Raw genomic sequence first — 12,706 nt, 5'->3', positions numbered from 1 at the left:
ATCCGGGTTGTCGCCAGGACGATTCGCGGCCCGAGTGATCCAGCTCATCTACCTGCGACCGGCCGCCACGCTCGGCAATAGCACTGTCGGAGAGAGCGAGTCGGGTGGTTCAGGTTAATCTTTGCCATCGGTTGAGGGGGTGACACGGTCGCTGACGTGGATCTATCGCTGAATGAGCGTGCCGATGGCGCGGACCGGCGGATCGATCGAGAAACCCGATTCGACGCGCTGGCGGTGGCCGCATTCGCCATTGTGCTGTCCGCGGCCGGGGCCGCCCGGCCTTCGCTGTGGTTCGACGAGGCCGCCACCATATCGGCAGCCACCCGATCGGTATCCCAGCTGTGGGACCTGATCGGCCACATCGACGCCGTGCACGGGCTCTATTACCTGGGCATGCACGGCTGGTTCACCATTTTCCCGGCGACCGAGTTCTGGTCCCGGTTCTCCAGCTGCCTGGCCGTCGGTGGCGCCGCGGCCGGCGTCGTGGTCCTCGGCCGGCAATTCTGCAGCCGGACGGTATCGGTCTGTGCGGGAGTTCTTTTCGCGATACTGCCCAGGATCACCTGGGCGGGCATCGAGGCCCGTTCCTATTCGTGGTCGACGCTGGCGGCAGTATGGCTGACCGTTCTGCTCATCGCCGCCATCCGCCGCGACCGCGTAGCGCTGTGGGTGTCATACGGTGCGCTGCTTGTGGTTTCGATGGTGCTGAACATCTTCGTGGTGCTGATGGTGGTTCCGCACGCCGTCGCCGTGGTGATGCTCGGCACCCGGCGGGCCCGAGCCAGGTGGGCAGCGGTCACCACGGCCGCGGTGTTGGTCATGATTCCCTTCTATCAGTGGTGCAGAGCGCAGAGCTTCCAGGTCGGCTGGATCTCACCGCCGGGGCTGCACACGGTCACCGAAGTCGTCCTGGAGCAGTATTTCGACCACAGCGTGGCTTTCGCGCTGCTGGGAGCCGGGGTGCTCTGCGCACCACTGCTGGTCCGACGGCTGCGGCCCACCGATGACGACACCCGGCGACTGGTGGCCATTGCGGCTGTGTGGGTGATTGCCCCGACCGCGGTGCTCCTGGTGTATTCGGCTGCTGCCCAACCGCTTTACTATCCGCGTTATCTGTGTTTCACGACACCGGCGATGGCCCTCCTGCTCGCCGTGTGTGTGGTGGCTGTGGCCCGAAGCCGGGAGTGGATCACCGCGGCCCTGGCGGTGTTCGCGTTGGCCGCGACACCGAACTACATCACCGTGCAACGCGGCCCATACGCCAAGGAGGGCATGGATTTCAGCCAGGTCGCCGACGTCATCTCCGTGCACTCATCCCCCGGCGACTGCGTGATCTTCGACAACACCACCTCGTGGAAGCCGGGCCCTATCCGTCCCATCACTGCCGCCAGGCCGGCCGCGTACGCCGACCTCGTCGACCCCGGCCGAGGTAAGCCCGCCTGGCAACGAAATCGGTTGTGGGATGCGCACCTCGGGATCTGGGGCGTGGCAGACCAGGTCCGCAAGTGCACGGTCTTGTGGACCGTGTCCGAACGAGACCCTTCGGTGCCCAGCCGACAGAGCGGACAACGGCTACAGCCCGGCCCCCGACTGGACCGCGCCCCGGCCTATCAGGTGCCTGAAAGCATGGGTTTCCACATCGTCGAGCGCTGGCAGTTCAACTTCGCCCAGGTGGTCAAGTCGATCCGGTGACTCAGTCTCGACGGCGGCCGAAGTACATCTCCTGGGTCGCCGAGCACACCAGTTGCCCGGCGCGGTTGTAGACGGTCGCACTGGCCAGGCCGCGCCCGTTGATCCCGCTCGGTGAAACCTGGTCGGACAACACCCAATCCGTCAGATCGGCGGGGCGGTGGAACCAGATGGCGAGGTCGATCAGGGCCGAGAAGACGGTGACCTGGGTGGCACGCCGCATCGTCACCGTGGTGTCCAGCAACGCGGTGCCCGAAAAATATGTCAGCAGACAGCTGTTGACGATGGGATCGTCGGCGACGGGCTCGGCGGGGCGCCACCACATCCGCGTGCGCGCCGGCGGTTCCGGCAGATCGATCGCCAGCCGTGGAGGCGGATCGATGTAGCGCCGCTCGATCCACTGCGGGTTCACCCAGTAGCCGCCGGCCTCGTCGGCGAAGGACTGCAGCTGTTCTTCGACCGGGGTCAGGGTTTCGGGATCCGGCACCGCGGGGCGGGGTTGCTGGTAATCGGCGGCGTCCATGTCGACGCTGAACGAGACCAGCGCTTCCAGCAACACCTCGTCACCTTGGCGGCCGATGACCCGGCGGGTGGACAACGATCCGCCGTCACGCAGGTTGGTCACTTCCATCTGCACCGGATACCGGGCATCGCCGGCGCGCAGCAGGTAAACGTGCAGGCTGTGCGGCAATCGGCCGGGGACGGTGCGACTGGCCGCCATCAGCGCCTGGGCCGCGATATGACCGCCAACGATGTGGTGGCTGGCGTTGTCCCGCTGCTCCGCGACGAAAGTGCCGTCACCCGACTCCGTCAGATCGAGCGTGGACAGGACGTCGGCAAGGGGCAGCATGGGCACGGCAGCATTATTGGATGTGGCGGGTCGCGGTTTGCGACTGGGTGCTGTGTTGCTTGTCGAGTCGACCACGAGAGGCGGAAGTCCCGACGTGAGGTTGCGTTACGAATTGCAGAAGTTCGGCTGGGCGGAGGCATCGCTGGAGTGTGAAGGCCAAGTCGTCGCGATGACTGTTTCCTACTTGCACGATTCCCTGCTGGAGCTCGCCACGGCCGCACGGACGTTGGTTGAGGAAGATGCCGAGGCTCGGGTGATCTTCATGGATGAGCCAGGCGAGCACGAGCTCATCCTGCGACGTCGGGACGACGACAGGGTCGACGCGGAAGTGCGTTGGTATCAGGACTGGAAAAGCTGGGGACACCGGTGCGGAGACGGCGAGATGCTGCTGACGTGCACCACCACTACAGGCGAACTGCGCGATCAGGTTCTGTCAGAGCTACACCGGCTGTTTCGAACCCACGGCGAGGACGGTTATCGCCGGTTGTGGCTCGAGCACGACTTTCCCACGACGGAGATGCGACGCCTGGAGCAAGCTGCGACCGCGACTGGAACTCCGCCCATGCTGTGAATCACCAGGCCGGTCCGAGGGACCGACCTGGTGATTCATCCGAGCGAGTGACGGGACTCGAACCCGTGTAAACGGCTTTGCAGGCCGGTGCCTAACCACTCAGCCACACCCGCATCGATTGGTTACTGTGCCAGTCGCTTCAACGCCCGCCCATAGTTTCGATCTCAATGATCACTAACCGTCGCAGTCCCCTACCGGCCTGCCGACAACTGGTCCGCCCTGCGGCCACCCCGCCGGCGAGTCCTCCCACGGTTCCTGCCGCCCGTACGGCGTGAGGTCGAGGAACGGGTAACCCACCGAGGTGTGGTCGAGGCCGCGGGCAAAAGTCGAGTAGGTGTGGAACACCTCGTCGCCGCGGCGCAGGAAGACACTGGCTCCCGGCCAGTCGCCCCGCAGGTCGTCGTCGCCGAAACCGTCGGCACGCAACTCATCAGCGGACTTGTAGTTGTATTCGATTGGGGCACGGGCCGGGTCGAGCGTCACGTGGTAGTCGTAGGTGAAGTCGCCATCGCGCGACGAGTACCACGGAAACGTCCAACCGTGCGCGTCCCGGTACGTCGCGATACTGGCATATGGCGCACGGGACACACAGGCGAACGTGACATCCTTGCCGTGCAACAGATCTCGGTCCTGTGCGGTGAACGTCAGATCGGCCGCGGCCGTGCAACTCGGGCAGCCCTGATCGATCGCGTCGATCCACATGAAATGGTGGATGTAGAGCTGGCTGCGGCCTTCGAACAGGTCGACCAGTCGCACTTCGCCGTCCGGCCCCTCGAACGTGTAGTCCTTCTCCACCTTCACCATCGGCAGCCGGCGTCGTTGGGCGTTGACCTCGTCGCGCAAGTGCGTCACCTCGCGTTCGGCGGCCAGCAGCTTCTTGCGCGACTCCAGCCACTCGTCCCGGGTGACGACGTCTGGGTAGGCATTGAGCGTCAGCGGCATCGAAATCACTCCTCGGATCGGTCCTATACGAGTGAGACCCGTGCCGTCGGCGAAACTCATCGCGCGCGAGCGTGCGCAAAGTGTTGGTGTTACGCGGCGTGTCCAGGAGCAGACACGCACACTCGCGGTGCAACTACCGGGTGCGGCGGCCGGACCGGAACGAGGCGAACGCCCCGAGCACGGCGAGCACCGCGAATGCGGCAAAGAGCCAACGTGCCGCAGCCGCGTCCGCCGTTGCGCTCAGATTGACGACGACCCCGGCGAGCCCCGCACCGAACGCACCGCAGATCAGTTGCACGGTGTTGATCGCCGCCGCCGCGGCGGGACCCTCCGCCGGATCGTCCACGCTGCTCATCGCCCACGCGGACAGGTGGGGCCAGGCGATACCGATACCGGCGCCGGTGACCGCGAGCGCCGCTGCCCACATGAGCACCTGCCACGGCGCCATGCCGTCGCGGATCAACAACGCGCCCGCCAGCAGACCGGCTGCCATCACGATCGGCGCGAATGCCACCGTGCGCACGATCACCCGTCGGTTCTGCAGCGACGCACTGACGATCTCCCCCGCCGTCCACCCGACCGACAGCACCGCGGCGAAGAACCCGGCCATCACCGGCGTCAGATGCGCCAGGCGTTGGCCGAACAACGGCACGTACATGTCGACCATGGTGGCGGCCATCAGCACACCGAGGCTCAGATAGATCCACTTGAGCGGACCCGGACCGAACGTGCTGGGCGGCAGCACGGATGCGCCGGCGCGACGGTCGACCACCAGGAACACCGCGACCAGCGCCACCCCGAGGCCGAGCAGTGCCGCGGTGGCCCGCCAGTCGTGCGGGATGCCGGCGACACTCACCGCCATGGCTGCGCCGCCCAGCACCGTCAGTGACCGCACCGGAATGCCGGGGGCCGGAGTGGATGTCGCGCCGTCACGGCCGGGCAGTGCGACCGGCACCAGCGCGGCCATCGCGATGGTCAGCACGACGAGCACGCCGAAGGCCCACCGCCAATGCCCGAACTGCGCGAACAGCCCGCCCGAGGCCGGACCGATCACCGTGCCGACTCCCCACATCGCCGAAACCAGCGCAGAGGCCTTGGTCCACAACGTATTCGGCAGCGCGGTGTTGATCACGGCGTACCCCAGGCCGGCCAACAGTCCCCCGGCGAAACCCTGCACGGTACGCCCGGCGAGCAGGATCTCCATGCTCGGCGCCAGCGCGCAGCCCAGGCTTCCGGCACCGAACACCGTGAGCCCCAACAGGTATGCCTGTCGCGGCCCCAGCCGCATCAGCGTCGAGTGAACCGTGGTGGCGGCGACCACCGAGGCAACCAGGTACACCGTCGTCACCCAGGCGTAGAACCGCTGGCCACCGATCTCGGCCACCGCACTGGGCAGCAGGCTGATGGTCAGGAACTCGTTGGTGGCATACAGCAGCACGCCGCCGGCCAACACGGTGGACGCGCCCAGGTGTCGGCCACCCAACAACTGGCGCCAGGTCCCGGTATCGGGCGTCACGGTGTCGGTCACATCGATGACGCTAGAAGCTGAACCCCCGTTGAGGTCAACACCGGCTACTTCAGGCCGGCCGCGTCCATCCCTCGCAGCTCCTTCTTCAGGTCCTGGATCTCGTCGCGGATGCGCGCCGCCAGCTCGAACTGCAGATCCCGCGCCGCGGTCATCATCTGCTCGGTCAGATCCTTGATCAGGTCCGCCAGTTCGGCGCGCGGCATGTTCGTGGTGTCGCGGCCTTCCACGATGCCGGCACTGACCGCCCGTCCGGGTTCACCCTGAGCCCGACGGCCGCGCGATGCGTTGCGCCCCGAACCGCCGACCTCGACCGACTCGGTGTCGTCCGCCTCACGGTACACCTGATCGAGGATGTCGGCGATCTTCTTGCGCAGCGGCTGCGGGTCGATCCCGTTGGCCTCGTTGTAGGCGATCTGCTTGGCCCGGCGGCGTTCGGTCTCGTCGATCGCCTCCCGCATCGAGTCGGTGATCTTGTCGGCGTACATGTGCACCTCGCCGGACACATTGCGCGCCGCGCGGCCGATGGTCTGGATCAGGCTGCGTGTGGAGCGCAGGAAGCCCTCCTTGTCGGCGTCGAGGATCGCGACCAGCGACACCTCGGGAAGATCGAGGCCCTCACGCAGCAGGTTGATGCCGACCAGCACGTCGTACTCGCCGAGGCGCAGCTGGCGCAGCAGCTCGACCCGCCGCAGGGTGTCGACCTCGGAATGCAGGTACCGGACCTTGATGCCGAGCTCCAAGAGATAGTCGGTCAGGTCCTCGGCCATCTTCTTGGTCAGCGTGGTGACCAGCACGCGCTCATCGCGCTCGGTGCGGGCCCTGATCTCGCCGATCAGATCGTCGATCTGGCCCTTGGTCGGCTTCACCACCACCTTGGGGTCGACCAGCCCGGTCGGGCGGATCACCTGTTCGACGAACTCGCCGCCGGCCTGGCTGATCTCGTACGCGCCCGGGGTCGCCGACAGGTACACCGTCTGCCCGATCCGGTCGGCGAATTCCTCCCAGGTCAGCGGCCGGTTGTCGACGGCCGAGGGCAGCCGGAAGCCGAAGTCCACCAGGTTGCGCTTGCGCGACATGTCGCCCTCGTACATGCCGCCGATCTGGGGCACGGTGACGTGGGATTCGTCGATGACGAGCAGGAAGTCCTCGGGGAAATAGTCCAGGAGTGTCGCGGGGGCCGAACCCGCCGGACGGCCGTCGATGTGGCGCGAATAGTTCTCGATGCCCGAGCAGAACCCGACCTGCTTCATCATCTCGACGTCGTAGTTGGTGCGCATCCGCAGCCGCTGGGCCTCCAGCAGCTTGCCCTGCCCCTCCAACTCGGCCAGCCGCGCCTCAAGTTCGGCCTCGATGGTCGCGATGGCGTGCTCCATGCGCTCCGGCCCCGCCACGTAGTGGGTGGCCGGGAAGATCCGCAGCGAGTCGACCTGCCGGACGATGTCGCCGGTCAGCGGGTGCAGGTAGTACAGCGCCTCGATCTCGTCACCGAAGAACTCGATCCGGACCGCGAGCTCCTCGTAGGACGGGATGATCTCGACGGTGTCACCGCGCACCCGGAACGTGCCGCGGGTGAACGCCATGTCGTTGCGGTTGTACTGGACGTCGACAAGCAACCGCAGCAGCCCGTCGCGCGGGACCTCCTGACCGACCTCCAGCTCCACCGAACGGTCCAGGTAGGACTGCGGTGTGCCCAGGCCGTAGATGCACGACACCGAGGCCACCACCACCACATCGCGCCGCGACAGCAGACTCGAGGTCGCCGAGTGCCGTAGGCGCTCGACATCGTCGTTGATCGAGCTGTCCTTCTCGATGTAGGTGTCGGTCTGGGCGATGTACGCCTCGGGCTGGTAGTAGTCGTAGTACGAGACGAAGTACTCAACGGCGTTGTGCGGCAACATCTCCCGCAGTTCATTGGCCAGCTGCGCGGCCAGTGTCTTGTTGGGCGCCATCACCAGGGTGGGCCGCTGAAGCCGCTCGATCAGCCACGCCGTGGTGGCCGACTTTCCGGTTCCGGTGGCACCCAGCAGCACGACGTCACGCTCGCCGGACGTGATCCGGCGCTCCAGCTCGTCGATGGCGGCCGGCTGGTCACCGGCCGGGTCGTACTCACTGACCACCTCGAACCGGGCGCCGGTGCGGACGATCTCATCGACAGCCCGGTACTCCGAATGCGCGAGCACGGGGTGTTCGGTCGCGAAGGCCATGCTCACCAGCGTAGAACTGTGCACCGACAACTTCCTCCTGCGTTCGCTCCCCGCGTAGGCTTGCCCCATCCACCCGCCCAAGCACGAGACATTCGACCTGGTGGCCCGCACGAACACCGACCCCAAGGGCATCGTGCGGGCCGTCGACGTCTACACCGTCGAGCCCTGGGGCCTGTACATGGCCCGCCCGACGCCCGGCCGGGCCCAGTTCCATTACCTCGAATCGTGGCTGCTCCCCTCGCTCGGGCTGCGGGCCAGCGTGTTCCATTTCAGCCCCGGCCACGAGCGTGACCAGGACTTCTACCTCGACGTCGGCAGCTACACCGCCGGCCCGGACATCTGGCAGTCCGAGGACCACTACCTGGATCTGGTGATCCGCACCGGACGCGGAGTCGAACTGTGCGATGTCGACGAGTTGTTGACCGCGGTCCGGCACGGCCTGTTGAGCCCAGAGGTCGGCGAACAGGCGGTGCAAACCGCCGCCACCGCCATCGAGGGCCTGGCGAGCTGCGGCTATGAGCTTGATCAGTGGTTGGCCGGCAACGGAATGGCCCTCACGTGGCGGGGAGCGTAAGGTCAGGATTCATGAGCTCAGCTAAGTACGCCTGGGGAGCCCTCCCCGCGCTGGCAGGACTGCTCACCGGCGCGCTGTTGATTCCCGCTGCGGCACAAGCCGACCCCGAGGCGCCGCCTCAGGTGGAACCGCTGCCCGATCAGCAACTCCACAACGTCACGTACCGGGCCAGGATCGACGGGGTGTCGCGCAACGCGACCATCGCCTACAAGATCGACGACCAGAACATCAACACCGCCGACCCGTCCATGCTGCCGGGCCGGATCTTCGAAGCCACCGGTGTGGTGTCGAATCCGGAGACCGCGGGCATGGCGGTCCGCATCGACTGGCCGTACTCGGCCAACCTGCATTGCGAGATCTTGGTGGACGACCAGATCGTCGCCCAGGCCGACACCTTCGTCGGCCCGCGGCTGACCCGGCCCAAGGACGATCCGAACTACGGCAGCCTGCCCTGCGGCGCCCCGCTGAGCACCCCGGTGCCGGGCACCACCACCGACACCTCCCAGACGGGCGCCGAGCCGGCGCTCACGCCGGCTGACCCCGCGGTCCCACCGCCCGCGGAACCCGAGCCACCGGCCGCGTAGCTCTCAGCGCTTCAGCCAGGACTCGACCGTGTGCCGGGTGTCGTTGATGTGCGCCGCCATCAGAGCGGCCGCCAGCTCCGGATCACGGTTCTCGATCGCTGCGAGGATCGATTCGTGATAGTCGTTGGCGTTGGGCTCCAGACGTCCGAAGATCGCACCGACCGGCAGGAACATCCTCCGACGGGCGTCGGCCACCGCGTCCAGCAGCCGGCCGTTCTGCGAAGCCTGGGCGATGCCGAGATGAAACGCGGAGTCCAGGGTCTGGAAGTCGGTGGTGTGCCGAGCCGACTGGTCGTTCATCGCGGTCTGCAGCGCAGATTCCATTCCTTTGAGCAGCTTGCGCAGCTCGGTCACATCGGTGGCACGGCGTCGCTCGGCCGCCAGCCGGGTGGCCCCGGTTTCCACGATGACGCGGTAGTCGAAGGCATCGCGGATCTCGCGCTTGTTGCGGCGCAACTCCCGGCGCATCGCGGCCGGGTCATACTGCGGCGCCTGGACGGTGAACCCACCGCCACGACCGCGCCGCACGGTGATCAACCCCTCCCCCTCCAGAACCGCCACGGCGGCCCGCACGGTGGTGCGGGAAACGTCGAGCATGTCGGAGAGTTCGCGCTCGGTGGGCAGCCGGTCACCGGGCCGGAACTGACCGAGTTCCAAGGCCCGCCGCATCTGGTCGACCACCAGCTCATGGGCGGCGATCTGGCGAACCGGAACCAATGCCGGCTTGGCAGTTGACATGCGTCCCCCCTTCGGACGATCCAAACGCTACCGCACGGTCGAGACCGACGGCCCGAACAATTGACCGTCAGGTCAGTGGAAGCGAAACCTGTTGTGGCCCAGTGACCTAGGGCCGCCAGTCCGTCGCGTCGGCCCACTTCCAGGCGCGGCGGTAGGCATCAAGGAACCACGGTTCCTTGGCCACGGCATAGTCGGGCGTGGCCAGTGCGGCACGCTTGGCGGCCAGGTAGTCGGCCTGCACGCTGGGGTTGGCCCGCAGCCAGTCGACGAACATCAGGGCGAACCGCTGGTTGGGCCTGCCGTCCACCCGAATGTGCACATTGGTCGGCCGGCCCGGATCCGCCGAGGCATGGAAGCGCTTGTGCCACAATGCCGGATCGTCATCGTGCCGGGTGTCTGCGGTGACACCCGGCACCACCGGATAACCCGCCGCCAACAGCGCGTCGGCCAGTTCGTCGGCGACCGCGAGAGACTCGACCGTCACCTGTACATCGATGACATCCTTGGCATCCATCCCGGGCACCGCGGTCGACCCGATGTGGTCGATACGCACCGCGCGGTGTCCGCAGGCGGTGTTCAGCCGGGCCACGATCCGGCGGGCCTGATCCGGCCACGTCGGGTCATAGGGCACCACGGCGGCGTCGCGACGGGCCGGCTGCCGGATCGTCAGGTTGTGCGCGAACGGCAGGATCCGCTCGTGCCACAGGGCGCGGGCCTGCTCGACGACGGCGCCGGGGCTGCCCGAGTTGTCCAGCCAGACATCGGCGACGGCGCGACGCTGCTCCTCGGTGGCCTGCGCGGCGATACGGGCGCGGGCATCTTCCTCGCTGAATCCGCGGTACTCGATGAGCCGCTTGACGCGCAGTTCCGGGTCGGCGTTGACCACGATGACCAACGGGAACATCGGTGCCATCTGGGACTCCACCAACAGCGGGATGTCCTCGACGATCACCGCATCCTCGTGAGCCGCGGCGATGAGCTCCGACCGGCGGTGCGCCACCAGCGGATGCACGATGCCGTTCAAGGTGGCGCGCTTCTCGTCGTCACTGAAGGCGACCGCCGCCAGAGCGGGACGGTTCAACGCCCCCTCGGGTAACAGGATCCCGTCGCCGAACGCCTCGACCAGCTTGGCCAGTCCCTCGGTTCCGGGTTCGACCACCTCACGCGCGATGACATCACCGTCGACGATGATGCCGCCGAGATCGCTGAATGTAGCCGACACTGTTGACTTCCCGGCGCCGATACCGCCGGTTAACCCGATGCGAAGCACGCCCAACAGTCTGTCAGGCCCCGCAAACGACGAACGCCCCGACCCAAAGGGCCGGGGCGTTCGTTGCTGTACTACTTATGCGTTGCCTGCGAGCTTCTCGCGCAGGGCAGCCAGCTGTGCGTCGCTGGCCAGCGTGCCACCAGTGGACTCCTCCGACCGCGAGGAACCGTTGGACACCGGACGGGCAGCTTCCTCGGCCTCGGCCGCGGCGAACTTCTCCATCTGAGTGGTGTGCATCTTGTGCCGGCGCTCGGCCTCGGCGTAGCGGGCCTCCCACTCCTCCCGCTGCTTGTCGAAGCCTTCGAGCCATTCGTTGGTCTCGGCGTCGAAGCCCTCGGGGAAGATGTAGTTGCCCTGCTCGTCGTAGCTGTCGGCCATGCCGTACTTCGACGGGTCGAACTCCTCGGTGTAGTCCTCGTTGGCCTGCTTGAGGCTCAGCGAGATCCGGCGACGCTCCAGGTCGATGTCGATGACCTTGACCATCGCGTCGTCGCCGACCTGGACCACCTGGTCCGGGACCTCGACGTGGCGCTCGGACAGCTCCGAGATGTGCACCAGGCCCTCGATGCCCTCCTCGACGCGGACGAACGCACCGAACGGCACCAGCTTGGTGACCTTGCCCGGGACGATCTGACCGATCGCGTGGGTGCGGGCGAAGTGGCGCCACGGGTCTTCCTGAGTCGCCTTGAGCGACAGCGAAACCCGCTCGCGATCCATGTCGACGTCGAGCACCTCGACGGTGACCTCGTCGCCCACCTGAACCACCTCGGACGGGTGATCGATGTGCTTCCAGGACAGCTCGGAGACGTGCACCAGGCCGTCGACGCCGCCAAGATCGACGAAGGCGCCGAAGTTGACGATCGACGAGACGACACCCTTGCGGATGGCGCCCTTCTGCAGCTGGTTGAGGAACTCGCTGCGGACCTCGGACTGGGTCTGCTCCAGCCAGGCGCGGCGGCTCAGCACCACGTTGTTGCGGTTCTTGTCGAGCTCGATGATCTTGGCCTCGATCTCCTTGCCGATGTACGGCTGCAGATCGCGGACACGACGCATCTCGACCAGCGATGCGGGCAGGAAGCCACGAAGACCGATGTCGAGGATCAGGCCGCCCTTGACGACCTCGATGACGGTGCCCTTGACGGCCTCGTCCTTCTCCTTGAGCTCCTCGATGGTGCCCCAGGCACGCTCGTACTGAGCGCGCTTCTTGGACAGGATCAGGCGGCCTTCCTTGTCCTCCTTGGTGAGAACGAGGGCCTCGACCTCATCGCCCACGGAAACGACCTCGTTGGGGTCGACGTCGTGCTTGATGGAGAGTTCGCGGGAAGGAATGACACCTTCGGTCTTGTAACCGATGTCGAGCAGGACCTCGTCACGGTCAACCTTGACGATGGTTCCCTCGACGATGTCGCCATCGTTGAAGTATTTGATGGTTTTGTCGATGGCGGCGAGAAAGTCCTCAGCCGAGCCGATGTCGTTGACGGCTACTTGCGGCGAGGTGACGGAGGGAGAGGGCATGTGGTGGGTTGCTCCGGACAGGTTTACTAGTAGGGACATTGATATTGCTGGTATTGCTGTAGTGCGTTCGTACTCATCCGTGGCAGTGACCAGACGGTGTCAAGCTGTGCACACAGATACGTAACGAGGGTACTCGACCAGGCACACGCAGGACAAACCGCCCCCGCGACGGGGGTACCGGCAGCCCGCCGCACCGTCGTCCGAATTTGTGCCGGGCACGCAGCCTACCCACGGCTACGCT

Annotated in this window: 11 protein-coding genes and 1 tRNA gene; 4 read left to right on the top strand and 8 right to left on the bottom strand. The window is 66.4% G+C overall.

The window, feature by feature from the left end:
- The first annotated feature begins 156 nt into the window (after positions 1–156).
- The gene (locus tag ACNQR1_RS17140; RefSeq protein WP_418047366.1) at positions 157–1,692 is read left to right on the top strand and encodes a glycosyltransferase family 39 protein; all 1,536 of its coding nucleotides are present in this window, start codon (positions 157–159) and stop codon (positions 1,690–1,692) included.
- A gap of 1 nt (position 1,693) precedes the next feature.
- Here the strand turns inward: ACNQR1_RS17140 and ACNQR1_RS17135 are convergent, their stop codons facing one another.
- Positions 1,694–2,539: an acyl-CoA thioesterase gene (locus ACNQR1_RS17135; protein WP_418050403.1), complete on the bottom strand. Its 846-nt coding sequence runs from the start codon at positions 2,537–2,539 to the stop codon at positions 1,694–1,696.
- Here ACNQR1_RS17135 and ACNQR1_RS17130 point away from each other — a divergent pair.
- Complete coding sequence (locus ACNQR1_RS17130; protein ID WP_418047365.1) at positions 2,538–3,110, top strand: hypothetical protein; 573 nt, start codon at positions 2,538–2,540, stop codon at positions 3,108–3,110. The two genes, ACNQR1_RS17135 and ACNQR1_RS17130, sit on opposite strands and share 2 nt — an antisense overlap.
- A gap of 42 nt (positions 3,111–3,152) precedes the next feature.
- On the opposite strand, the gene ACNQR1_RS17125 is transcribed toward ACNQR1_RS17130, so the two are convergent.
- The 4 genes from ACNQR1_RS17125 to uvrB form a co-directional block, all read right to left on the bottom strand.
- A tRNA-Cys gene (locus ACNQR1_RS17125) sits at positions 3,153–3,223 on the bottom strand.
- Positions 3,224–3,284: 61 nt separating this feature from the next.
- Entirely contained in the window at positions 3,285–4,052 is a 768-nt protein-coding gene (locus tag ACNQR1_RS17120) for a DUF899 domain-containing protein (protein WP_418047364.1), read from the bottom strand.
- Positions 4,053–4,185: 133 nt separating this feature from the next.
- Complete coding sequence (locus ACNQR1_RS17115; protein ID WP_418047363.1) at positions 4,186–5,580, bottom strand: MFS transporter; 1,395 nt, start codon at positions 5,578–5,580, stop codon at positions 4,186–4,188.
- 44 nt (positions 5,581–5,624) lie between these two features.
- Entirely contained in the window at positions 5,625–7,784 is a 2,160-nt protein-coding gene (gene uvrB / locus ACNQR1_RS17110) for an excinuclease ABC subunit UvrB (RefSeq protein ID WP_418047362.1), read from the bottom strand.
- Positions 7,785–7,851: 67 nt separating this feature from the next.
- Here uvrB and ACNQR1_RS17105 point away from each other — a divergent pair, with 67 nt between their 5' ends.
- Positions 7,852–8,358: a DUF402 domain-containing protein gene (locus ACNQR1_RS17105; protein ID WP_418050402.1), complete on the top strand. Its 507-nt coding sequence runs from the start codon at positions 7,852–7,854 to the stop codon at positions 8,356–8,358.
- A gap of 11 nt (positions 8,359–8,369) precedes the next feature.
- Entirely contained in the window at positions 8,370–8,942 is a 573-nt protein-coding gene (locus ACNQR1_RS17100) for a hypothetical protein (protein ID WP_418047361.1), read from the top strand.
- Positions 8,943–8,945: 3 nt separating this feature from the next.
- On the opposite strand, the gene ACNQR1_RS17095 is transcribed toward ACNQR1_RS17100, so the two are convergent.
- The 3 genes from ACNQR1_RS17095 to rpsA form a co-directional block, all read right to left on the bottom strand.
- Positions 8,946–9,680, bottom strand: coding sequence for a FadR/GntR family transcriptional regulator (locus ACNQR1_RS17095; protein WP_418047360.1), 735 nt, complete (start codon positions 9,678–9,680; stop codon positions 8,946–8,948).
- 106 nt (positions 9,681–9,786) lie between these two features.
- Positions 9,787–10,950, bottom strand: coding sequence for a dephospho-CoA kinase (coaE, locus tag ACNQR1_RS17090; RefSeq protein ID WP_418047359.1), 1,164 nt, complete (start codon positions 10,948–10,950; stop codon positions 9,787–9,789).
- A 75-nt stretch (positions 10,951–11,025) separates the two neighbouring features.
- Complete coding sequence (gene rpsA, locus ACNQR1_RS17085) at positions 11,026–12,465, bottom strand: 30S ribosomal protein S1 (protein ID WP_003884756.1); 1,440 nt, start codon at positions 12,463–12,465, stop codon at positions 11,026–11,028.
- Positions 12,466–12,706 lie beyond the last annotated feature (241 nt).

Origin of the sequence: Mycobacterium sp. 48b, from assembly GCF_048282725.1 — a bacterium.
Classification (GTDB): Bacteria; Actinomycetota; Actinomycetes; order Mycobacteriales; family Mycobacteriaceae; genus Mycobacterium.
The sequence above is the reverse complement of the archived record's forward strand: the minus strand, read 5'-3'. Positions and strand labels throughout refer to the sequence as shown.

Excerpts from the sequence above, each read along its gene's own strand:
- ACNQR1_RS17130 (WP_418047365.1), top strand. The coding sequence starts at position 2,538 with ATGGGCACGGCAGCATTATTGGATGTGGCGGGTCGCGGTTTGCGACTG.
- ACNQR1_RS17135 (WP_418050403.1), bottom strand. The coding sequence starts at position 2,539 with ATGCTGCCCCTTGCCGACGTCCTGTCCACGCTCGATCTGACGGAGTCG.
- ACNQR1_RS17120 (WP_418047364.1), bottom strand. The coding sequence starts at position 4,052 with ATGCCGCTGACGCTCAATGCCTACCCAGACGTCGTCACCCGGGACGAG.
- uvrB (WP_418047362.1), bottom strand. The coding sequence starts at position 7,784 with ATGGCCTTCGCGACCGAACACCCCGTGCTCGCGCATTCGGAGTACCGG.
- ACNQR1_RS17100 (WP_418047361.1), top strand. The coding sequence starts at position 8,370 with ATGAGCTCAGCTAAGTACGCCTGGGGAGCCCTCCCCGCGCTGGCAGGA.
- ACNQR1_RS17095 (WP_418047360.1), bottom strand. The coding sequence starts at position 9,680 with ATGTCAACTGCCAAGCCGGCATTGGTTCCGGTTCGCCAGATCGCCGCC.
- rpsA (WP_003884756.1), bottom strand. The coding sequence starts at position 12,465 with ATGCCCTCTCCCTCCGTCACCTCGCCGCAAGTAGCCGTCAACGACATC.